Source organism: Amycolatopsis orientalis, from assembly GCF_000943515.2.
In the GTDB taxonomy this organism is placed as follows: Bacteria; Actinomycetota; Actinomycetes; order Mycobacteriales; family Pseudonocardiaceae; genus Amycolatopsis; species Amycolatopsis orientalis.
The window spans coordinates 5264190-5287615 of record NZ_CP016174.1 but is presented as its reverse complement, the minus strand read 5'-3'; the positions used below and the strand labels follow the sequence as shown (position 1 = coordinate 5287615).

At 68.6% G+C, this 23426-nt stretch carries 17 protein-coding genes; 9 read left to right on the top strand and 8 right to left on the bottom strand.

Annotation, left to right across the window (positions count from 1 at the left end; all coding sequences use genetic code 11):
* Window positions 1–1038 carry a glycoside hydrolase family 10 protein gene (locus tag SD37_RS23160; RefSeq protein ID WP_083255055.1) on the bottom strand — a complete coding sequence of 346 codons (1038 nt, stop codon included), beginning with the start codon at window positions 1036–1038 and terminating at the stop codon, window positions 1–3.
* Window positions 1039–1392: 354 nt separating this feature from the next.
* Here SD37_RS23160 and SD37_RS23155 point away from each other — a divergent pair, with 354 nt between their 5' ends.
* From SD37_RS23155 to SD37_RS23140, 4 genes are all read left to right on the top strand, one after another.
* Entirely contained in the window at window positions 1393–3012 is a 1620-nt protein-coding gene (locus SD37_RS23155) for a glycoside hydrolase family 43 protein (RefSeq protein ID WP_044854924.1), read from the top strand.
* A 26-nt stretch (window positions 3013–3038) separates the two neighbouring features.
* Window positions 3039–5438 (top strand): ricin-type beta-trefoil lectin domain protein, encoded by a 2400-nt coding sequence (locus SD37_RS23150; protein ID WP_083255054.1) that lies wholly within the window; start codon window positions 3039–3041, stop codon window positions 5436–5438.
* Window positions 5439–5564: 126 nt separating this feature from the next.
* Complete coding sequence (locus SD37_RS23145; protein WP_044854925.1) at window positions 5565–6680, top strand: substrate-binding domain-containing protein; 1116 nt, start codon at window positions 5565–5567, stop codon at window positions 6678–6680.
* Between the two features lie 113 nt (window positions 6681–6793).
* Window positions 6794–8149, top strand: coding sequence for an extracellular catalytic domain type 1 short-chain-length polyhydroxyalkanoate depolymerase (locus SD37_RS23140; RefSeq protein WP_236725087.1), 1356 nt, complete (start codon window positions 6794–6796; stop codon window positions 8147–8149).
* On the opposite strand, the gene SD37_RS23135 is transcribed toward SD37_RS23140, so the two are convergent.
* From SD37_RS23135 to SD37_RS23115, 5 genes are all read right to left on the bottom strand, one after another.
* A complete protein-coding gene (locus tag SD37_RS23135) occupies window positions 8100–8960 on the bottom strand; it encodes a class I SAM-dependent methyltransferase (RefSeq protein WP_044854927.1) in 861 nt (286 codons plus the stop codon). The genes SD37_RS23140 and SD37_RS23135 overlap by 50 nt on opposite strands.
* The gene (locus SD37_RS23130) at window positions 8953–9219 is read right to left on the bottom strand and encodes a MoaD/ThiS family protein (protein WP_044854928.1); all 267 of its coding nucleotides are present in this window, start codon (window positions 9217–9219) and stop codon (window positions 8953–8955) included. The genes SD37_RS23135 and SD37_RS23130 overlap by 8 nt, the downstream gene beginning before the upstream one ends.
* Window positions 9216–10385 (bottom strand): acyl-CoA dehydrogenase family protein, encoded by a 1170-nt coding sequence (locus SD37_RS23125; RefSeq protein ID WP_044854929.1) that lies wholly within the window; start codon window positions 10383–10385, stop codon window positions 9216–9218. The genes SD37_RS23130 and SD37_RS23125 overlap by 4 nt, the downstream gene beginning before the upstream one ends.
* Before the next feature lie 149 nt (window positions 10386–10534).
* Window positions 10535–10861, bottom strand: a complete 327-nt coding sequence (locus SD37_RS23120) for a hypothetical protein (protein ID WP_044854930.1) — start codon at window positions 10859–10861, stop codon at window positions 10535–10537.
* A gap of 357 nt (window positions 10862–11218) precedes the next feature.
* Window positions 11219–12439 (bottom strand): cytochrome P450 family protein, encoded by a 1221-nt coding sequence (locus SD37_RS23115; protein WP_083255300.1) that lies wholly within the window; start codon window positions 12437–12439, stop codon window positions 11219–11221.
* Between the two features lie 344 nt (window positions 12440–12783).
* Between SD37_RS23115 and SD37_RS23110 the strand changes: the two genes are divergently transcribed.
* Window positions 12784–13551: a dioxygenase family protein gene (locus SD37_RS23110; RefSeq protein WP_044854932.1), complete on the top strand. Its 768-nt coding sequence runs from the start codon at window positions 12784–12786 to the stop codon at window positions 13549–13551.
* 439 nt (window positions 13552–13990) lie between these two features.
* Here the strand turns inward: SD37_RS23110 and SD37_RS43870 are convergent, their stop codons facing one another.
* Window positions 13991–14152, bottom strand: coding sequence for a hypothetical protein (locus SD37_RS43870; RefSeq protein WP_236725086.1), 162 nt, complete (start codon window positions 14150–14152; stop codon window positions 13991–13993).
* A 176-nt stretch (window positions 14153–14328) separates the two neighbouring features.
* On the opposite strand from SD37_RS43870, the gene SD37_RS23100 reads away from it, so the two are divergent.
* Both SD37_RS23100 and SD37_RS23095 read left to right on the top strand, forming a co-directional pair.
* Window positions 14329–16635 (top strand): PQQ-dependent sugar dehydrogenase, encoded by a 2307-nt coding sequence (locus SD37_RS23100; protein WP_236725085.1) that lies wholly within the window; start codon window positions 14329–14331, stop codon window positions 16633–16635.
* 196 nt (window positions 16636–16831) lie between these two features.
* On the top strand, window positions 16832–19255 hold the full coding sequence (locus SD37_RS23095) for a glucan 1,4-alpha-glucosidase (RefSeq protein ID WP_044854934.1): 2424 nt from the start codon (window positions 16832–16834) through the stop codon (window positions 19253–19255).
* 22 nt (window positions 19256–19277) lie between these two features.
* On the opposite strand, the gene SD37_RS23090 is transcribed toward SD37_RS23095, so the two are convergent.
* Window positions 19278–19835: a cupin domain-containing protein gene (locus SD37_RS23090; RefSeq protein WP_044854935.1), complete on the bottom strand. Its 558-nt coding sequence runs from the start codon at window positions 19833–19835 to the stop codon at window positions 19278–19280.
* Window positions 19836–19940: 105 nt separating this feature from the next.
* On the opposite strand from SD37_RS23090, the gene SD37_RS23085 reads away from it, so the two are divergent.
* Together SD37_RS23085 and SD37_RS23080 are read left to right on the top strand one after the other, a co-directional pair.
* On the top strand, window positions 19941–20507 hold the full coding sequence (locus SD37_RS23085; RefSeq protein ID WP_044854936.1) for a TetR/AcrR family transcriptional regulator: 567 nt from the start codon (window positions 19941–19943) through the stop codon (window positions 20505–20507).
* A gap of 99 nt (window positions 20508–20606) precedes the next feature.
* A complete protein-coding gene (locus SD37_RS23080; protein WP_236725480.1) occupies window positions 20607–23426 on the top strand; it encodes an AfsR/SARP family transcriptional regulator in 2820 nt (939 codons plus the stop codon).

Below are 23426 nucleotides of genomic sequence, written 5' to 3'. Positions count from 1 at the left end.
TCAGTGCGTCGCGGCTGTCGGATGCGGGACCACCGAGCCGCCGTTGAGCGCGTTCAGCACGCTGTTGTACGCGGCCTTCTTGTTGCCGGCGCCGTCGAAGAGCAGCGGGGTTTCCCGTGCGCGCCAGGAATCCGTGTCGCGGATGCCCCAGACGGTGATGCCGCCGCAGCGGGCGACGCTGAGGCAGGCCTGCGTGACCCGGCGGTAGTTCTCGGCCTGCTGCGTTCCCGACCCGGCGATGTCGAGCTCGGTGATCTGGACGTCGACACCGAGTTCACCGAAGCGCTGGATCGTGGTCTGGTAGTCGCCGGGAATGCCGGTGCCGAAATGCGACTGGAGCCCGACGCAGTCGATCGGGACGCCGCGCGCCTTGAAGTCCTTCACCATCCGGTACACGCCTTGTGTCTTCGCGGCGGACCAGCTGTCGATGTTGTAGTCGTTGTAGCAGAGCTTGGCACCGGGGTCGGCGGCCCGCGCGGTGCGGAAGGCGACCTCGATCCAGTCGTTGCCGGTGCGCTGGAGGTTCGAGTCGCGGCGGCCACCCGAGCCGCCGTCGGCGAACGCCTCGTTCACCACGTCCCAGGCGTAGAGCTGGCCCCGGTAGTGGCCCGCGACCTTGGTGATGTGGTTGACGAGCGCGGAACGCAGCGAGGGGCCCTCCATCCGCTGCATCCAGCCGGGTTGCTGGCCATGCCAGGCGAGGGTGTGTCCCCGTACGCGTTTGCCCTGGCTCCGTGCCTGGTTCAGAATCCGGTCACCGTTGCCGAAGGTGAACTGGTTCGGATTCGGCTCGGTGGCGTCCATCTTCATCTCGTTCTCGGCGGTGACCATGGAGAATTCCCGGTTGAGAATCCCGACGTAGGTCCCGTCGCCGAGCCTGCCCGCGGCGACGGCGGTGCCGAAGTAGCGGCCACTCTGCGCGGCGGACGCGCCGAGCGTCGAGGCGGCGCCCGCCGGGGTGGCCGCCAGGAGCGCGGTCGTCGTGAACAAGGTGGCCACGAGTGCCGCTCGTGACACCGACTTCGCTGTCAGTTTCATAGGGTGACACCTTCTGGAAGGGGAGGTCCGGGAACTCCGGCTGCGCGCTGGGAGTTTCCGCAGTGTCGCATCGCGATGTTCACGCTCACAAGAGCGTCAGGGAATTGCGTCGACGGCGATGGCCTGAATGGGGTATTCGCGGTGAAAGTTACATCCCCGCGCGACTGAAGTGACGGAACTTCGAAAGTGTTCGTTTGTTTCGAAACATTGACTCCTGTGTCGCGCACTGGTTCCATTGCTCGAAAAGTCCCTGCTGGAAAGAAAAACGCCTCACTGTCCTCAGTGGACAGTTTCGGAGTCGACGTGGATGACTTACCTCCCGGCTCGTGAGCGGGAAAAGGCGAAAGGACCGTGATGGCACGTCATCGACTGTTGAAAGCGGTACTGGCGTTGGCCGCCGCCGTCGGTCTGCTGTTCGGCGGGCTCACCGCGAGCCCCCGCCCGGACGCCGGCGCGCAGCCCGCTCCGCGCGGCGCGGCGATCACGAACCCGATCCTCTGGCAGGACTTCGCGGACGTCGACATCATCAGGGTCGGCGACGCGTACTACTACTCGGCTTCGACCATGCACTATTCGCCCGGTGCGCCGATCCTGCGGTCGTACGACCTGGTGAACTGGGAGTTCGCCGGGCATTCCGTGCCACGGCTCGACTTCGGGGCCAAGTACGACCTGAACGGCGGACGCGGATACGTCCGGGGGATCTGGGCGTCGTTCTTGAACCACCGCAAGAGCAACAACACGTTCTACTGGGGCGGGTGCGTCGATTTCGCCAAGACCCACATCTACACGGCGGCTTCCGTCGACGGGCAGTGGACCAAGCACACGACGATCGACAAGTGTTACTACGACGCGGGGATGCTGGTCGATGACGACGACACGATGTACGTCGCGTACGGCAACACCACCCTCAGCGTCGCCCAGCTGTCGAAGGACGGCAAGACCGAGGTTCGCTCGCAGCAGGTGTTCCAGACGCCGTCGAACATCGGCACGCTCGAGGGTTCGCGGTTCTACAAGCGCAACGGCAGCTACTACATCTTCGTCACGCGGCCCGCGAACGGCCAGTACATCCTGAAATCGACCTCGGGCCCGTTCGGGCCCTACACCGTGCAGCAGGTACTGCTGAACCTGCCGGGGCCGGTGGCCGGTGGCGGTGTGCCGCACCAGGGCGGCATGGTGCAGACGCAGAACGGCGACTGGTACTACATGGCTTTCGTCGACGCCTATCCCGGCGGCCGCATCCCGGTGCTCGCGCCGGTCACCTGGACCGCCGACGGCTGGCCGCGGCTGCAGACGGTCAACAACCGCTGGGGTACGAACTATCCGGCGCCGAACCTGCCACCGCCGCCACGGCCGGTCAAGCCGATGCTCGGCACCGACACGTTCACCGGCACCGCGCTCGGGCCGGAGTGGGAGTGGAACCACAACCCGGACACCACCAGGTTCTCGGTCGGCAACGGCCTGCGGCTGCAGACAGCGTCCGTCACCGGCGATCTCTACGCCGCGAAGAACACCTTGACCCATCGGATACCGGGGCCGACGTCCACCGCGACGATCTCGCTCGATCTGAGCGCGATGCGGGACGGTGACCGGACGGGACTGGCCATGCTGCGTGACTCGTCCGCCTGGCTCGGGGTCAAACGGGACGGCGGCCGCAACCGGGTGGTGATGGTGAACAACCTCACCATGGACGGCAACTGGAACACCAAGACGACCGGGACGGAGGTCGCCGGAGCCGGCTTCACCGGCAACCGGATCTGGTTGCGCGCCAACGCCGACATCCGGCCGGGTGCCGGGCGGCAGGCTCGCTTCTCCTGCAGCGCGGACGGCGTCAACTTCACCTCGTTCGGGCCCGGTTTCACGCTCAACAGCGACTGGCAGTTCTTCATGGGTTACCGGTTCGCGGTGTTCAACCACGCCACCCAGTCGCTCGGGGGAGCCGTCACCCTGCAGCGCTTCGATCTGACCACTCCGTAGCCGGGTTCCCGCCGAAGGAGAGCACCATGTTCGGTATCAGGAGACCGCGCCGGTGGCGCGGCTCGGCGGTGGCCGCCGTCGTCATGGCCCTGTGCGCGGCGAGTGTCGTGAGCCCGGCCCCGTCGCCGGCGCTGGCCGCCACCTCGATCACGATCAACGGAGCGTCGGGTGGCCGCACCTTCGACGGCGTCGGGGCGGTCAGCGGCGGCGGTGGGAATAGCCGCCTGCTGATCGACTATCCCGAGCCGCAGCGCGGGCAGATCCTGGACTACCTGTTCAAACCCTCCTACGGCGCGGCCCTGCAGATCCTCAAGGTGGAGATAGGTGGCGACACCAACTCCACCAGCGGGGCCGAACCGAGCCACGCCCACTTCCGCGGCGATCTCGACTGCGACCGCGGCTACGAGTGGTGGATCGCCGAGCAGGCGAAGGCCCGCAATCCCGGCGTCAAGCTGGTCGGCCTGCCCTGGGGAGCGCCAGGCTGGATCGGCAACGGGACCTTCCTCTCCAAGGACATGATCGACTACCTGCTGACCTGGCTGGGCTGCGCGAAGAAACACAACCTGACCATCGACTACCTCACCGCGGCGCAGAACGAAAAGCAGTGGAGTCCTCAGTGGACTGTCGACCTGCGCAACGCGTTGAACGCCAACGGCTACAGCGGCGTCAAGGTGATCGTGGGCGATTCGTGGCCCGGTGACTGGGGACCGGCGGGACCGCTCGCGACGAACCCCGCCTACCGCGACGCGACCGACGTGCTGAGCGCCCACTACACGTGCGGCTACCTCAGCGCGCAGACCTCCTGCCCGGTACCGGCGAACGCCGCGAACTCCGGCAAGGTGCTCTGGTCGAGCGAGAACGGCTCGCAGGACTACAACGACGGCGCCAAACCGCTGGCCCGCGGCATCAACCGGGTCTACATCGACGGGAAGATGACCGCCTACCTCAACTGGGACCTGATCGCCGCGACCACGCCGAACATCCCCTGGCCGACGGTCGGCCTGATCCTGGCCAACCAGCCGTGGTCCGGCAACTACTCGGTCGGCAAGGACACCTGGGCGCTGGCGCATACGGCGCAGTTCACCGCACCCGGCTGGAAGTACCTGGACACCTCCAGCGGCTACCTCGGCGGGAACCGGGCCAACGGCAGCTTCGTCTCGATGAAGTCGCCGGACAACACCGACTACAGCACCATCATCGAGACGATGGACGCCACTTCGGCCCAGACGCTGGACTTCACCGTCGCGGGCGGCCTGTCCACCGGCCAGGTGCGGGTGTGGTCGACCGACCTGAACTCCAGCGACACCGCCCGCCACTTCGTGCACAGCGCGGACCTCACGCCCTCGGGCGGCCGGTACTCGCTCACCGTCCAGCCGGGATACCTGTACACCCTCACGACCACGACCGGACAGGGAAAGGGCACCGCCGTCAGCCCGCCACCCGGCTCGCTCGGCCTGCCCTACAGCGACGACTTCGACGGCTACGCGCTCGGCAAAGAGGCCAAGTACCTGATGGACATGGAAGGCGCGTTCGAGGTCGCCGGCTGCGGTGCCGGCCGCACGGGCCGGTGCGTCCGCCAGGCCTCACCGCAGAAGGCCATCCCCTGGAAGACCGAGACGGCTCCGTACGCGTTGCTGGGCAACGTGAACTGGAACAACTACACCGTCTCGGCCGACGTGCTGCTGGAAAAGCCGGGGCATGCCGAGCTGATCGGCCGCGCCGGTGGGCAGAAGACGACCGACCAGGGCGCGCTGGCCGCCTACTACTTCAGGGCGGGTGACAACGGCGCGTGGTCGATCCTGCGGAACAACACCGAACGCCAGGTCACGACGTTGCGCAGCGGCACGACCACCGCGCTGGGCACCAACCGCTGGCATACGCTAGCGCTCGGCTTCTCCGGCGGCACCATCACCGCGAGTATCGACGGCGTTGTCGTCGGCACGGTGAACGACACGACGTGGACGGCCGGTCAGGCGGGACTCGGGACCAGTCAGGGCGAGACGGCGCAGTTCGACAACTTCAGTGTCGTCTCGGCTTCGGGCGGGCAGTCGTCGGCGTTGCGCAACACCGGCTCCGGCCGCTGCCTCGACGTCTTCGGCCAGTCGCAGGCGAACGGCACCCGCGCGGTGGTGTGGGACTGCAACGGGGGAGCGAACCAGTGGTGGACGCTGACCGCCGGCAAGCAGCTGCAGGTGTACGGCACCAAATGCCTCGACACGGACGGGGGCGGCACGGCCCCCGGCACCCGGATGCAGATCTGGGACTGCGGCGGTGGGGACGGCCAGCAGTGGACCGTCAACGCGGACGGCACGATCACCGGGGTCCGCTCGAAACTGTGTCTCGACGCCGGTGGCGGCGGGAACGGCACGCAGGTGGTACTCGCGACCTGTACCGGCACGAACGGACAGAAATGGACCCGGAGCTGACCGGGGACGCGCGAATTCCGTCCATTGTGCACAGAGCGATCGGTGATCAGCTGACGGTTGACACCGGTCCGGCCTCTCCTTACCCTCGCCTGGGAGCGCTTCCAGGATAACCGGGAGGGGTGCGCGATGATGCTCGCCTCGGAGCGCCACGGCATCATCCTCGCCGAGCTGCGGCAGCGTGGCACGGTCCGGCTCAGCGAGCTGGCCGTCCGGCTCGGCGTTTCCGCCGTGACCGTGCGACGTGACGTGACCGAGCTGGAGGATCAGGGCCTGCTGGCGAGGGTGCACGGCGGTGCGACGCTGCCGCGTTCCCGTGCGGGACAGCAGAAGAACAACCGCAACGGCGTGCGCCCGTCCTATGGTGTGGTCGCGCCCGGCACCCTGGTCGGCATGGTGGCGCCGTCGGTGGAGTACTACTGGCCGCCGGTGATCCAGGGCGCGCAGACGACCGTGTCCGCCGCCGGTGGGCGGCTGATCCTTCGCCCGTCGAGCTACGACCCCGCCGAAGATCGCCGCCAGGTGGGTAACCTGCTCGACCGCGGCGTCCACACCCTGCTGATCGCGCCGACGACGAACGGCCGGGCCGGGACGGAGCTGCTCCGCTGGCTGGGCTCACTCGCCGTGCCGGTGGTACTGGTCGAACGCCTGCCGCCACAGGAACTCCCGATGCTCGGCCTCGACGCCGCCACGACGGCGCACGCGCTCGGCGCCGGTCTGGCACTGCGTCATCTGATGAGCCTCGGACACCGGCGAGTCGGGCTGGTGACCTCACGGTCCAGCCCGACCAGGGACGCGCTGCGCCGCGGCTGGCGGGAGGCGGGCTCCTCGCTCGGTCTCGACCCGGGCCATACCGCGGATCTGGACGTCCCGCCGTATGGCTCCGCCGGGTGGCCGCACGCCTACGACGAGATGCTCACGCGCCTGCGCGCCGAAGGTGTCACCGCGCTTCTCGTGCATTCCGACCGGGAAGCGATCGGGCTCATCGCGCTGGCCCGGCATCGCGGCATCAGTGTGCCGGGGGACCTCGCGATCGTCACCTATGACGACGAGGTCGCCGCCGCGTCCGATCCGCCGTTGACCGCGGTCTGCCCGCAGAAACACCGCCTGGGTGTGCTCGCCGCGGAACTGGCGCTGGCCCGGGTGGCCGACCGTGGTGACCGGCCGGTCCACCGCGTCCAGCTGTGGCCCACCCTGGTCGTGCGCGAATCGTGTGGGGCACACGCGATCCCCGGGGCGTGCTGACACCGGCCATGGAGCGGTCCACAGTGGACGATCCCTGTGTAACTTGCACTGCTCGTGAATCAAGTGTTGACGTGATCACGCGGCGTCCTTACCGTCGGATTTCGAGGTGATGTATGAGACTGTCCCGGTCGATCAAGTCCTGCTCATCGATGAAACTCCTGCTGGCGCTGATGATGGTGCTGCCGCTCATGGCGGGCACGGCACTGCTGACGGCCCGCCCGGCCAGTGCCGCGGGATTGACGAAGATCGGTGCCTTCGGCGCCAACCCCACCAACCTGAACATGTACCTGTACGTGCCGGCCACGGTGGCCCCCCGGCCGGCGTTGCTGGTGCTGGTCCACTACTGCGGTGGTTCGGCGGGAGCGATCTTCAACGGCAACGGGCACGACTACGCGACCGCGGCCGACCGGTACGGCTTCGTCGTGGTCGTGCCGGAGGCCACCCGTGACGGGCACTGCTTCGACGTCTCCACGAAAGCGGGGCTCACCCGCGACGGCGGCAGCGACTCCACGGGCATCATGTCGATGGTCGCCTGGGCGCGGCAGCGTTATCCGGTGGACCCCGGCCGCATCGTGGTCAGCGGCTTCTCGTCCGGTGCCATGATGACGAACGTGCTGGCCGCCGGATACCCGGACGTGTTCTCCGCCGGAGCGGCGTTCTCCGGAGTGCCCGCCGGCTGCTTCGCTACGACCAATGGTTCGCTGTGGAACAGCCAGTGCGCGGGCGGGAACGTCATCAAGACCGCGCAGCAATGGGCCGATCTGGCTCATGCCATGTATCCGGGCTACCCCGGCGGCTACCCGAGAATGCAGCTGTGGCACGGGAACCAGGACACCACCCTGGCGTACCCCAACTACGGCGAAGAGATCAAGCAGTGGACGGCCCTTCGCGGGCTGAGCCAGACCCCGTCGTTCACCGACCATCCACAACAGACTTGGACACGGACCCGCTACGGCGACACCGGTACTCGTGCCACGGTCGAAGGAATCAGCATCGCGGGCACCGGCCACACGTTGCCACAGGCCGGGATGCTCGCGTACGCGATCTCCTTCCTGGGGCTCGACGGCGGGAGCGGCGGCGAGACGACCGGTCCGGTGCGCGCGGTGGCCGCCGGCCGATGTCTGGACGTGCCGGGCCTCTCGCAGGCGAACGGCACGCAAGTGGCGTTGTGGGACTGCAACGGCGGGACGAACCAGCAGTGGACGGCCACTTCCGGCAAGCAGCTGCGGGTATACGGGACCAAGTGCCTCGGCGCCGAGTCCGGCGGGACCGCGCCCGGCACGAAGGCCGTCATCGGCGACTGCACCGGCGCGGATTCCCAGCAGTGGACGTTCGGCGCGGACGGAACGGTGGTCAATGTCCACTCAGGACTGTGTCTGGCCGCCTCCGGCGGCGGGACGGCCAACGGCACCAAAGTGATCACCTGGAGCTGCGACGGCGGCGCTCTGCAGCGCTGGAGCCGCGGCTGAGGATCTCGGCGCGGGGGACTCGGGGAAGGGCGGCGATCACGGTGAAACAGGTGTTGTGCAGGAGGTAGGAGCCGTCGGGACGCCGGTAAGGCGAGATCGATCCGGTGATGGTTTCCGCGACCCGCTCCAGGCCGGCGTGGCTGACCGCGGCCGTCGCGGGTCCGGTGGAGAGCAATCCGCGGAGGGCGGTCGTCAGGTCGGGGTACTCCCAGGGGCAGGACAATGTCCGCGTCGGGCCGACGGCCAGGCCGGCGCGGGCGAGCAGCCGCCGCACGGCCGCCGGATCCGTGAGGTCCGCGGCGGATTCGGCGTGGCTCGGGGCGGGCGGTAGCAGCCCGCCGAGATCGAGGAAGTACGCCATCGCGTCACAGTCCAGAAGCGGTCCCCACGCCGTGACGGCGATCCGCCCTCCCGGCCGGGTGACCCGGATCGCCTCCGCGACGACCCTGGCCGGGTGCCGCGCGAAGTGCAGGCTGTTGAACGCCGTCACCGCGGTGAATTCCGCGGTGGGGAAGGGAACGCGCTCCATGTCGCCCACCAGGAACGGCCCGGCCGGGTGGCGGGTCCGGGCGATGTCGACCAGCGCGATGGAGGCGTCCAGACCGGTGACGCGGGTGTGGTGTGCCGCGGCCAGCCGGGCGAATCCGCCGGCGCCGCAGCCTAGGTCCAGCAACGAACGTGACGGCGAAGCCGGCAGCTCGGTCAGCACGGCGTGCCACGCGGGGTGGATCGTTCGCTCCTGGATCTCCGCCCAGTCCCGGGCGTGGCCGCCCCAGCGTCTTCCCTCCGCGAGTACCGCGTCCTCAGCCACCGGCGACCGCGGTGAAGAACTCGATCCGGTCGTCGTCCCCCAGCGGCATGGTCTCGTCGGGATGGGGGACCAGTTCGCCGTTGAGGAACACGCGGTGCGCCTTCCGCAGGCTTCCGGTGTTGTCGAGCAGCACCCGGCCCATCGAAGGGAACATGCCGGACAGTTCGGCCAGGGCACCGGCGAGCGTGGTGGCTTCGACCGACACCGAACGCTGGTTGCCCGCCGTGCGCAGAAGGATGCCTGTGAACTCGAAGTTCATCCTCGGTCTCCGTTCTCGTGGTTCCGGCCCGCTCGCGCGACGACGCCCGCGCCGAGGTTGGTTTCCAGGATGTCGTTGGTTCCCGCGACGAGGGTGAGTCCGCTGAAGTCGCGCATGTACCGGCCCAGGTGCGGGGTGCCGTAGAAGCCGTAGCCGCCCGACACCCGGAACGCCGATTCGAGCACGGAGCGGATCTGCTCGGCCGCGAAATGCTTGGCGGCGGACAGGATCGGGTCGAACACCGGCTCGGCGAGACCGGCGCCGACATGGGTGAGCGCGTGGTAGAGCATCGCCCTGGCCGATTCGATCGCCACGTACATGCGGCCCAGGGTCGCTTCGACGTTCTTGAGCCCGGAGACCGGCTCGCCGTAGCGGATACTGGTCGACAACCGGGCCGCGCAGTCCTCCATGACCCGCTGCGCGCGGCCGAGCGGGGCACAGGTGATCCACAACCGCTGGTTGCTCAAGAACCGTTGCGCGTGCGTGAGTCCGTCGCTGGCCTGGAGTATCCGGTCCGCGGGGAGCAGGACGTCCTGGAAGGTGAGCGCCGCCGCTCCGGCCGTGCGCATCCCCAGCGGTCGCGCCGGGGTCACCGTCACCCCCGGGTCGTTCCGCTCGACCAGGCACGCCACCATGTCCCCGGCCTCGTCCAGCGGATAGGTCAGGAAGACGTCACTGATCGTCCCGGCCGTCACGTAGGACTTGTAGCCGGACAAGGTGAAGTCGTCGCCTTTGCGCCGCAGTACGGTCCGGAACGACCACGCGTCCGCGTCTTCGGTGTAGGCGATGCCCGCGCCGATGGTTCCCCTGCCGATGGGGACGGCGTACTTTTCGATCAGGTCGGTGCGACCGGATTCGTGCACGAACCGGGCGATGTCGATGGTGTGATTGATGATCATCGGAAGTGCCGAGTCCAGGCACCGGTAGCCGATCTGTTCCAGCACCATGCCCCACGTCAGGACATCGACACCTTCGCCGCCGATCTCCGGGTCCAGCGACAAACCGTGCAGCCCGGCCGCCGCGAGCGCGTCCAGCAGCTCGGCTGGAGGTGGCTGCCTTGCCTCGTCCCGCTCGACCACGGTGCCGCTGACTTCGTCGAGCAAGCTTCCCCACCGGGTGTCGACCAGCTCCGAGATCTCGGCCTGTCGGGCGGAAAGGTCACGCACGGCGTTACCTCCAGCAGCGCTTCAAGGGTGACCGCCAGTACAGCTCTCGGCCGTTGTGATGTGCTAGCCGGTCCGCGCGTGCTGGGTGTTGAACATGTTGAACGAGCGCTTGACGTTCAACATGTTCAACACCTGGGCCGCTTTCGCGGTCATGACCCGGACCACCGGCAAAACCCGGCGTGGCCGGCCCCCGCCGATCCACGAAGCTCCCGAGCCCGGGCGAGCAGAGACATCCCTTGGCCTTTCAGTTCGAGTTTCGCGGTATGCGGCGGCTCGAGCGAATCGACCGCGTGGTCGTAGCGCTGGATGCTCGTGACTCGAAGATCGATCGGCGCGTCGGCGTCATGTTCCAGGGTCGCCAGCTCGAAGACATCTCCCACGGACACCGGCCCGCCCAGACATCGGACAACGCAGACGACCGTCCCGGCCAGCGCGGGCTCGGCACTCTCGACACTGACCCGAATCCCACTCTCCATGGCCGTGTGCCTCCTCGATGAACCGCCGAACCTGGGTAGGGAGTCTGCACCACGGCCGCTCCGTCGCGCGAGGAGCGGGGGATCCGGGAAGGTGCTGCTCGTCGGTGCCGCGAGAAGGAGCAGGACGGCAACGGCGGCTAGTGAGGTGTGAGGCACGGCTGTCGGTCACCGAGAGCGCGCGTTGTCACTCAGAGTAAGGGGTGTGTGGAAATAGGGACAGTGAATGTCTCTATTTCCACACACCCCCACATCTCCACGAGTTCGGCCGGTGTGGCCGGACGGTCACGCGGGACTGTGTGGATTTTTGTGCGTCCAACGGTACAAAATCCACACAGTCGCCGATCGGTGCCGCCCGGGTTAGCGCGCGCCGTGCAGCAGGACCGGCAGCACCCGGTGTCCGTTGGAAATAAAGGACTCGAGATGCCGCAGTTCCGCCGGGGAGGTCGCGAGTGTCAGATCCGGGAAGCGTTCGAACAGGGCGGGCAGCGCGATCGCCGCCTCCATCCGCGCCAACGGGGCGCCGAGACAGTGATGCACTCCGTGGCCGAACGCGACATGCGATTTGTCGGGGCGGGTGACGTCGAAAGCGTCGGCGTCCTTCCCGTGCAGCGCCGGGTCCCGACCGGCGGCGGCGTAGCCTGCCAGGATCGCCTCACCCTTCCGGATGACCACATCGGCGACGTGGATGTCGTCGACGGCGTAGCGCAGCGGCAGGTGCGCCACCGGTGCCTGCCAGCGCAGCGTCTCCTCGATCGCGTCCGGCCAGGACACGCGGCCGGTACGGATCCCGGCGAGTTGCTCCGGATGGGTGAGCAGCGCGGTGATGGCCTGGTCGAGAAGGTTCACGGTGGTTTCGTGACCGGCGGAGATGAACAGGATCAGGGTGTCGATCAGTTCGGTCTCGTCCAGCCGGGCGCCGCCGTCCTGGCTCTGCGCGGCGATGAGGGCGGTGGTGAGGTCGTCGCCGGGGTTCGCGCGCTTGGCGGCGACGAGATCGGTGAAGATCGAGTGGATGTCCTGGTACGCGGCCAGCATCTCCGCCTGGCTCGCCGACGTCTGGAAGAAGACGTCGACGGACTCGCGTAGCCTGGGGCGGGCCGAGTCCGGAACGCCGAACAGCTGGCAGATCACCTCGATGGGCACCGGGTAGGCGAAAGTCTCCCGCAGGTCGACGGGTTCGCCCGCGGGTTCGGCCGCGAGCTTGTCGAGCAGGTCGGTGACGATCGCGGTGATCCAGGGCCGCAGCATCGCGATCCGGCGTGCGGTGAACGCCTGCGCGACGAGCGAGCGCAGCCGTCGGTGGTCGGCGCCGTACGCGGTGAACATGTTCCGCACCGAAACCCAGACCAGCAGCGGCCAATCCGCGCTGATGTCGGCGAACGCCGGCCAGTGCCGCCGGGCGTCCTTCGACACCCGCGGATCGTTGAGCAGACCGCGCAGCAATTCGTAGCTCGTCACCGACCAGGCCACGACACCGCCCGGCAGTTCCACCCGGGTGAGCGGGCCGCGCTCGCGCAGCCGTTCGTTCTCTGCGTGGATGTCGTGGCCGTTCGGGTCCAGCACCAGCGGACGCGTCACCGGGACCATCCTTTCGTCGGGGAAAGAAGTGATCTCAGCGTGTCAGCAAGGACCGTCGCCCGGGTACCGGCCAACCGGTGACGAACCGGTCTTGATCCGGCCGGGGTGCGACGGCGATGGCGGGCCGGACCGCCCTTCGATTGTCGTGGGCGAAATGCCGTAACGCGATTCGAGAATTTGGTCCATCAAAGGGTACTGCTCGCTTCGAAGTATGATGCGCGCGAGTGAACCGTCTCGACACCGGGACGAGCCGGGGCGGATGATCGAATGCGCGCGGCACCCTGCAGGGAAAGCCCTTGTTGCGCTCAGTTCCCTGTTCCCGTCATTTGGCGAAAAGGAAACCCATGCATGACGATGATGAGCCGGTAGGCCGGGTGCTCGGCAGGCGGCAGGCGTTGATTCTGCTCGGCGCCGCCGGTGCGACACTCGCCGCCGCCGGATCCGCTACGGCGAGCGCGACCACCTCCACCGCGGGCACACCCGAGGTGTGCGCCCTGGATTGCGTGGTCAAACCAGAGCAAATGGAGGGCCCGTACTTCGTCGACGAGCGGCTCAACCGCTCCGATATCCGCAGTGAACCGGCCACCGGACAGCTGGTTCCCGGCACCGCGCTGGCGCTCAATTTCACTGTTCAGCAAATTCGCCAGCAGCAGTGCACGCCACTGCCGGGGGCGATGATCGACCTCTGGCAGTGCGACGCGTTCGGACTGTACTCCGACATTCCGTCCCAGGGCAGTTCCGGCCGCCGTTTCCTGCGCGGTTACCAGAACACCGACCAATCCGGGGTGGCCCGGTTCACCACCATTCTGCCGGGCTGGTATTCGGGACGCACGCTGCATATCCACATCAAGATTCGCACCGTCGGAACCAACGGCCGTCCGTACGAGTTCACCTCGCAGCTTTACTTCACGCCCGAGTTCGGCGCTGCTTATCTGCGGACCGAACCGTACCGGCGGAAAGGGCCGGCCGACACGACCAATAGCCGGGACTCGATCTACCGCAGCGGCGGCTCCCAGATGCTGCTGCGTCCCCAGCAGGCCGGAAACGGCTACACGGCGGACTTCGCGATCGGTCTCGACCTGTCGAACACCCAGGTCGGCAGGCCCGACTAAAGGGCAGGCATCCGGACCGGCCGGCACCTGAGGGGTGCCGGCCGGTCACGTACAGGGGCGCAGGGGAGTCCCTGGCAGGTACCGGTTCCGTTCGTCGTCAGTCAGGAGACGCCGGGCCAGGCGCGCTCCTTTGCGCGTGCTTTTCGCCGTGCCCGGTGAAGGCCAGGACATCCCGGAACCTTTCGCGCTTGTCGGCGACGGAGAGCTGCGGCGGAGCGGAGACACCCGTCGCCGGAAGCGACGGCGACCTTGTTCCTGTCCGCGCTCGAGGCGATCGCCGACACGGAACCCTTCGCCGCGGTGAACGCGGTGCCGGGCAAATCGGTGAAGAGCACCTGGCCGTCACTGAATCCGACGGCCACGTTCCCCCGGCTGTCGGCGGCGAGACCGACGACGGAGCCCTCGAAGGTACGAGTGTCCATTGTGGATCTCTCATGGGTCACCATGACCACGCCGTCCGCACCTCCCGAAGCGACCGCCTGCCGGTGAGGTCCCACGAGATCACCCGGCCGTCGTGATCCGCCCCCACCACGAAGTCGCCTCCGCTGCCGAGCACGACGACACGGTCGACGAGGCCGGGCCGGGTGGGTTTCGCCGTCACCGGACGCTGCGACTTCCGGGTGAAATCGGTGATTCTTTCACCGGTTTCGGCAAGAGAACGAACAGGTCCCGATGGCGGCCGACGAGCGCACGTGCGTAACAACTTCCGGTCTTCTCACGCCATACCGGACAGCTGTCTTCTTCCTTTCCGGTCCCTGCGCAGGAGGAGTTCGCGTGATGAAGTCTCGACGTCCGCTGTTCCCACGAAGATCACGACGTGCGCTGGCGATGGGCGTGGTCGGTCCGCTCGTCGGCGCCCTCGCGGTCGCGGTCGCCGCCGCGGCGCCGGCCACGGCCGCGGTACCCACCGGTTTCACTGACACGGTGGCGATCGGCGGGCTCAGCTCGCCGACAGCCACCGCGTTCGCGCCGGACGGCCGCGTCTTCGTCGCGGAGAAGAGCGGCGTGGTCAAGGTCTTCGATTCGCTCGCCGACCCGACGGCGACGGTCTTCGCCGATCTGCGCCCGCAGACCCAGGATTTCTGGGACCGCGGTCTGCTCGGGCTGGCCGTCGACCCCGATTTCCCTGCCAGGCCTTACGTCTACGTCTCCTACACACTCGACGCGTTGCCCGGCGGCACCTCGCCGCAATGGGGTGACGCCTGCCCGACCCCGCCGGGCGCCACTGCCAAGGGCTGTGTGGTCACCGGCCGCGTCTCCCGGCTGACCATGGGCTCGGCCGGTATCGCGGTCAGCGAGAAACCACTGGTCACGGGCTGGTGCCAGCAGTTCCCCAGTCATTCGGTCGGCGCACTGGCCTTCGGGCCGGACGGCGCGTTGTACGCGGGCGGCGGCGACGGCGCCAGCTTCAACTTCGCCGACTACGGCCAGGTCGAGAACCCGTGCGCTGATCCGCCTTCGCCGGCGGGGACCAACCTCACGCCCCCGGCGGCCGAGGGCGGCGCGCTGCGTTCGCAGTCACCGCGACGGCCGGCCGGGGAGCCGGTCCTGCTCAACGGAACGTTGCTGCGCCTGGATCCCGATACCGGCGAAGGCCTTCCTGACAACCCCTTCGCGAGCAGCGCCGACGCCAACGCGCGGCGCGTGATCGCCTACGGCGCCCGGAACCAGTTCCGGTTCGGCTTCCGGCCGGGTACCAGCGAGCTTTGGGCGGGCGACGTCGGCTGGAACACCTGGGAGGAGATCAATCGCGTCGCCGACGTCGGCGACGCGGTGGCGGAGAACTTCGGCTGGCCCTGTTTCGAGGGCGCGGCCAGGCAGGCCGGATACGACGGCGCGAACCTCGACATGTGCGAGTCCCTGTACACCGCGGGCGGGCAGGCGGCGCCGTACTACGCCTACAACCACGGCGCCAAGGTTGTGGCGACCGACCCCTGTCCCACCGGCGGTTCGTCGATCAGCGGTATCGCCTTCGAGTCCGGGAGCAACTACCCGGCGGAGTACTCCGGCGCGTTGTTCTTCGCCGACTCCTCCCGAGGGTGCATCTGGGCCATGCAGACCGCCGGCGGCCTGCCGAGCGCGAGCCGTCTGGTGCCGTTCGTGACCGGCGTCGCCACTCCCGTGCAGGTTCTCACCGGTCCGGGCGGCGATCTGTTCTACGTCGCGCTGGGCAGCGGCGAACTCCACCGGGTGAGCCGTCCCGGCGGTGACAACCGGCCACCGACCGCGGTGGCGACGGCGACCCCGTCGAGCGGTCCGGCGCCGCTGACGGTCGAGTTCGACGGGACCGGGTCCACCGATCCCGACACGGGGGACACGCTGTCCTATGCCTGGGACCTCGACGGTGACGGCGCCTACGACGACTCCTCGGCCGCACGCCCCAGCTGGACCTACACCGCGGCCGCCGCGGTCGACGTCGGACTGCGGATCACCGACTCCCACGGTGCGAGCGCGACCACGACGGTGTGGGTGACCGTCGGGAACCCCGTGGGTCTCGATCCGGTGCCGGTCATCGACAGTCCGGCGGGCACGCTGACGTGGTCGGTCGGCCAGACCGTGGAGTTCTCCGGCCGCGCCGTCGACGCCCAGGACGGCGCGCTCCCGCCGTCGGCGCTGTCGTGGCGGCTCGCGATCCGGCACTGCGCGGCCAACGGCACCTGCCATACGCACAACGTGCAGGACTTCCCCGGCGTCGCGGCCGGCTCGTTCATCGCACCGGACCACGAGTACCCGTCCTATCTGCAACTGACTCTCACGGCGACCGACTCCACCGGCCGCACCGGCAGCAAGACCGTCGACCTCCAGCCGAAGACGGTGTCGCTGAACTTCACCTCCAACCCGAGTCAGGCGCTGCTCACGGTCGGCGGGACGCAGGAGCGCACGCCGTTCTCCCGGACGGTGATCGCCGGGTCCATCAACTCGATCAGCGCGGACAGCCCGCAGAAGCTGCCGCCGCTCAACCTGAAGTACGCCTTCACCGACTGGGCGCACGGTGGTGCGAGGACGCAGAACATCGTCGCGCCCGGGGCGTCCACGACGTATCAGGCGAACTACCGGCTCTGCTGGCTTTTGCGACCCTGCTGAAAGCGGTAGCGCGTGAAGGCCCCCTTCCCTCGGCTCAGCCGAGGGAAGGGGGCCTTCACGCGCAGCCGGGCCGGACCACTGGCCCTGAGTGGTCCGGGTTACTCCGAACGGACCTGGCATCCGAGACGGCCGGTGAATATGTTGCGGCTAACAACAAATCCTGCCGTCGACGATGCCTGTGGGAAGGACTCCCGTCATGAAGTCTTCGAAGCGACCTCGAACGACCGTCGCGCTACTGGCCTCGGTCGCGCTGGTCCTGCCCGCTCCGGCGGTCGCCGCGCCGATGGCCGGCGCACCCGGCGCACCGGGCACCGGGGCGGCCTGGACGACCGGGGGCAAGGAGGGTTTCGGCACGTCCGCCGATGCCCGGTCGAAGGTGTGGTTCACCCTGGGCGAGGGTGTCAGCCACGAGATCTACTACCCGACCGTGGACGTCGCCAATGTCCAGGATCTGCAGTACGTCGTCTCCGACGGCGCCGGGTTCACCCAGCTCGAACGCGATCACACCACCAAGCAGCTGGTGCTGACCGATCCGCGCTCGCTGAGCTACCGGCAGATCAACACCGCGACCGACGGCCGGTACCGGATCACCAAGACCCACACCGCCGACCCGGCCCGCTCCACCGTGCTGATCCAGACCCGGTTCGAGGTGCTCAGTGGCGGACCGTTGCAGCTTTACGTGCTGTACAACCCTTCGCTGAACAACAGCGGAATGGGGGACACCGGCGCCACCTCCGGCGGACAGCTCGTCGCTTCGGACGGCCCGGTGTCCAGCGCCTTGGCCGCCTCCACCGGCTTCGTCAAGGCGACCAGCGGCTACAGCGGCACCGCCAGCGACGGCTATGTCGATCTGAGCGGCGATCATGTTCTCGGCACGCAGTACGACACCGCCTCGACGCCGGGGAATCTGGTTCAGCTGGGGCAGATCCCGGTGGGCACCGACACCACCTTCACCCTCGCCCTCGGGTTCGGCGGCGACCGCGGCGCCGCGTCGGCGAACGCTTCCGCCTCGCTGGCCGGAGGCTTCGCGGCGGCCGACAGCGCGTACCGGTCCGGCTGGAACGGCTACCTCTCGTCGCTGGCCGCGGTGCCCCGTTCGATCACCGATGCGGGACTGACCACGCAGTACAACGTGGCGCTGATGACCCTCAAGGCCCACGAGGACAAGACCTACGCCGGGGCGAACGTCGCTTCGCTGACCAATCCGTGGGGTGAGGCGAAAGACGCGAACGGCACCGGGGACTGCGGTTACCACGCCGTCTGGTCCCGCGATCTCTATCAGGTCTCGACCGCGCAGATCGCGGCGGGCGACTCGGCGGCGGCCAACCGCTCCGTCGATTACCTGTTCACCGTCCAGCAGCGCCCCGACGGTTCTTTCCCGCAGAACACCCGGCTCGATGGCACGAACTGCTGGACCAGTCTGCAGATGGACGAGGTCGCCTTCCCGATCGTGCTCGCCTGGCAGCTGGGGCGGTTCGACGCGGGGATGTGGGCGAAGGTGAAGAAGTCGGCGGACTTCCTGGTCGCGCGCGGCCCGTCGACCCCGCAGGAACGCTGGGAGGAAAACGGTGGCTACTCGCCCTCCACGATCGCCGCGGAGATCGCCGGGCTGATCTGCGCCGCCGACATCGCCGAGCGCAACGGGGACACGGCCGCCGCCGCGGGCTATCGCGGCGTCGCCGACCGATGGCAGGCACAGGTCAGCGCCTGGACGTTCACCACCTCCGGACCGCTCGGTGACGGCCGGTACTTCCACCGCATCGACGGCAACGGCGATCCCGACGACGGCCAGAACGTCTTCCTGCAGAACGGCGGGGGGAACCACGACGAGCGCGCGATCATCGACGCCGGTTTCCTGGACCTCGTGCGCCTCGGCGTCAAGCCGGCGGCCGATCCGGACGTCGCGGCCTCGCTGCCGGAGGTGGATTCGACGCTGAAGGTGAACACCCCGAACGGGCCGATGTGGTACCGCTACAACCACGACGGCTACGGCGAACCCGCTTCCGGTGGCCCGTACACCGGCGCCGGGATCGGCCGGTTGTGGCCGCTGCTCACCGGCGAACGCGGGGAATACGAACTGGCCAACGGCAGGCAGGCGACCACGCATCTGGCCACCATGGCGGCCTCCGCGAACCCGGGTCACCTGATCCCGGAACAGGTGTGGGACCGGCCGGACGCCCATGGCTTCACGTTCGGCGAAGGTACCGGCGCGGCGACCCCGCTCGCCTGGTCTATGGCGCAGTTCGTCCGGCTGGCGCATTCGATCGACGCGGGCGCGCCCGTGGAGACGCCGTCGGTGGTCAAACAGCGCTATGCCAACGGGTGCGCCGGTGTCTCGGCGAACTTCTCGGTGAACGCCACCACCACCTGGGGGCAGAACATCTTCCTCGTCGGCGACCGAGCCGAACTCGGCGCGTGGAACCCGGCGAACGCCGTCCCGATGTCCTCGGCAAACTATCCACAATGGACAACGACGGTGGCACTGCCGCGAGGGACCGCGTTCCAGTACAAGTACATCCGCAAGGAGGGAAGCACGGTCACCTGGGAATCGGGTGCCAATCGCACAGCTACCGCCTCCGGCGGCTGCACCATGGCGTTGAACGACACCTGGCGGCCCTGACCCTCGGCGGCTCACCCTCCTGTCAGTCCGGAACCCGGTCCGGCGGGGTGCGGTCAGCGCCGATGGCGACACCGACGATCATGCACGGCTCGGTCCCGTGGTTGCGCCAGGCGTGCCGCGTGCCGTTCTGGACGACCACGTCGCCCTCCCGCAAGAGCCGCTGTTCCCCGTCATCGAGTTCGAGCGTGATCTCGCCCGAGATCACCAGGACATAGTCGATGCTGTCGGTGGTGTGCGTCCCCGCCGAGCCGGGTTCCATCGCCGCCATCGCGCCCGGCATCAGTTTCTCCAGCTCGTTCAAGGCGGCGGCCTGATCGAGATCGGGGGAGGGAACCAGCTCGCCCGGCGCGATCGTGTTGACCATGAAGCGCGAACCGTCCGGTGGCGGGTAGTAGGCCTCGGCGGACCGCGGCGAGCCGTCGTCGGGGAACGTCGGCCGCTCATCGCGACCCCACAATCGGTAGGCCGCACAGCCGGGCATCAGCTCGGACGTGATGGGCTCGACGGCGCGGTCGTCCACCACGCGAGCCCTGCCCGCGGTGTCATGACCGGTGACCACCCGCCGAATGCTCTTGTGCATCGGAGCCTCCCTGATACTGGACCGTATGGATACGCTTGCGTATCCATACGGCAGCGTATCCTCGCGCCGGGCGCACCGTCAATACGGTGCCGTATCCTGCGGTGCGTGACGAGTGAGGCGACCCGGCTGTCCGCCGGGGACTGGGCCCGGGCGGCGCTGAAGGCGATCGCGGAAGGCGGTCTGGCCGCGGTCGCGGTCGAACCGCTGGCGCGGACGCTCGGCGTGACCAAGGGAAGTTTCTACGCGCACTACCGGAACCGGGACGAGCTGATCACGGCGGCACTCTCGGAATGGGGGAGAAGCCACGGCGAAGACGGACTCGCCCGATTCGCCGCGATCGCGGATCCCGCGCAGCGGTTGCGCGAGCTGCTCACCGTTGTCGTGCGAGCCGTCCAGCCGCTCGCACCGTCGGTGCACCTGAGCCTGCTCGGTGACCGCAACGACCCACGGGTCAAGGAAGCGATCGGCCAGGTGAATCGAGCCCGGCTGGACCTGTTGACCCGGACCTATCGGGAACTCGGCCTGTCACCGGACCGCGCGGCATCACGGGCGCGAGTCGCCTACGCGGCCATCCTCGGTCTCCTGCACCTGGCGCAAACCGATCCGGACGCCCCGGAACCGGCGGTACTCGCCGACGAAGCAGCTGCGATCTTCCTTGCCTCCCGGGTCTGATCGTTCGGTCTCGTCACGGTGCGCCGGGGACATGGGCCTTGTACGAGTGACGGCGATCCGCTACCCCTGAAGACGAGGAGGGCAGAGGCCGTGCTGGAAATGGGGGTGCTGGGGCCGGTCGAGGTGGTGGCCGACGGGATCCGGCTCGATGTCGGGCACGCGCGTCAACGTGACGTTCTGGCGGTGTTGCTGCTCGAAGTCGCACGAGTGGTACCGGTCGACACGCTGGTCGACCGCGTATGGGGCGAGCGGCCGCCCGCACAGCCGAGGAACGCGCTGTACGGCTACGTGTCCCGGCTGCGGCGGGCGTTGGCCCCGGTGGACGGTGTGACGATCGAACGTGACCGCGGTGGCTACGTCCTCTTCGCCGACCCGCGGACGGTGGACGTTCACCGCTTCGAGAACTTGCTCGGGCGCGCGCGGACGACGGTGGAAGACGACGCCGCGCTCGCGCTGTACGAAGAGGCGCTGGCGTTGTGGCGGGGCAGGCCGCTGGGCGAGCTGGAGTCCGAATGGGCGGACGGCGTTCGCGGCGAGCTGGCGTACAAGCACGAAGCGGCCGTGCTGGACCGCAATGACCGTCGGCTGCGGATCGGTGCCCACGCCGCCGTGCTGGCCGAGCCACCACCGGACGGCGTGGCCGGGGAACGCGCGGCGGCGCAGCGGATCGAGGCGCTGTACCTCGACGGACATCCGGCCGACGCGCTGCGGGAATACGAAACGTTCCGGTCGCATCTGGCGGAGGAGCTCGGCACCGACCCGGGGCCCCGATTACGCGCGCTGCACCAGCGAATCCTGACCGGCGCAGGGCCGGATGGCGACCTGTCGGCCCCTCGGCAGCTGCCGGCCGCGCCTCCCTCGTTCGTCGGACGCACGGAGGAGTTGGCGGCGCTCGACCGGATGCTCGCCGACCGGGGCGCGGTCGCGGTGATCTCCGGCGCGGGCGGTCTCGGGAAGACCTGGCTCGCCGTGCGGTGGGCGACCGACAACGTGACCCGGTTCCCCGACGGGCAGCTCTACGTCGATCTCCGGGGCTTCGACCCGGCCCACGAACCTGTGCCCGCGGCCGGTGTACTCCGCGGTTTCCTTGGCGCGCTGGGTGTTGCCGGGAGGTCGATTCCGTCCGAGCCGGACGAGCTGGCGGCGCTGTACCGGAGCCTGACCGCCCAGCGACGGCTGCTCGTGCTGCTCGACAACGCCCGGGACACCGACCACGTCATCCCGTTGCTCCCGGGCGGATCTTCGTGTTCGGTCCTCGTCACGAGCCGTCATGGATTCAGCGGGTTGCTGACCACCCATGGTGCGAGCGCGCTGCCGCTGCGAACCCTCGACGAGCGTCAGGCGCGGGAGCTGCTCGCGCACAAGGTGGGCGCGGCCGCCCTGGCCGAGGAACCCGAAGCAGGACAGGAAATCCTGCGCCACTGTGGTGGCTTGTCCTTGGCGCTCGCGATCGCCGCCGCACGGATCGCCGCCCAGCCGGGCAGGCGGATGTCCTCGGTGGCCGCCGAACTGCGCGAAAGCCGGCTGGACGCGCTGGACACCGGGGAGCTGTCCGCGAGCGTGCGCGCGGTGTTCTCCGCCTCCTACCGTTCCCTCGACAGCCAGTGCGCGTCGGCGTTCCGCCTGCTCGGGCTCTTGCCCGATGGTGGCATCGACCGAGCGGCCGCGGCCGCCCTCTTCTCGGACACTCGGCCACTGCGCGCCTTGTGCGCCGCCCATCTCCTGGAAGAGAATCCGCCGGGCCGGTTCCGGATACACGACCTCGTCAAGCTTTACGCTGCCGAACTCCTCGCCGAGACCGACACCCCCGCCGACCGCCTGGCCGCGTCGACCCGGTTGTTCGATCATTACCTGAGCTGGGCATCGGCCGCCATGGACCGGATGTCACCCCACGAGCCCTACCTTCGGCCGCGGACAGCACGTTCGGCCGGGCCACAGCCGAACTTCGCCGCCCACGAGGACGCGCGTGCGTGGCTCGACACCGAACGCGCCACCATGCTGGCGCTGGCCGCCGACGCGGCGGAAACAGGCATGGCAGAGCAAGTGATCCGGCTGTCCGCGATTCTCTGGCGATATCTGGACGTAGCCGCGCACTACCACGACGCACTCACCCTCCACACGACCGCTCTCGCACTGACCGGCACCGGCACGGCGGAACAGGGCTTCGCCGGGCAGGCCGTCGGCATGGCCCTGTTCCGGCTCGGCCGCTACGACGAGGCCGCCGGTCATTTGGAGCGGGCCCTGTCCATAGCCCTGGACCGGCGAGACGACCTCCTTGAAAGCATGGTCCGCAACGGTCTCGCGTCGGTGGATGACATGCGCGGCTGGCGGAAGGCCGCCCGGAAGCAGTACAAGCTCGCTCTCGCCGCCGCTCGCCGCACCGGCCATGCGCTGCTGGAAGGTATCGCGCTGTGCAACCTCGGCGAGCACTACAGCTGGTGCGGCCATCATCAGGCCGCGATCGGCTTCTTGGAGCAGAGCGGCAGAATCGCGCAGGACCTCGGTTCAGCCGGTCTCGGTGCACCGGTGCTGGCCGCGCTGGGCAGCGCCTACGCCGGCCTGGGACAGGACGACAAGGCCACACGGCACTTCCAGCGAGCCCTCGAGTTCGCCCGTACCGGTGGGAACACCAACGTCGAAGTCGCCACCCTCAACGAGTTCGCCGCCACGAAAACCGGTGCCGAGGCGATCAAGCTGTACGAGGACGCACAAGTCCTCGCGCAGCGAATCGGTCATCTGCACGAACGCGCCAGAGCCCACCATGGCATCGGCAAAACCCACCACACCGGCGGGAACCACAGCGAGGCAAGGCCGCATCTGGAGGCCGCCCTCGCCGCGTACACCGAGCTTCGCGCACCCGAAGCCGATGACGTGCGCGCACTGCTCAGCGCGGTTCGGCGACCGGGCCTCACCTGCTGA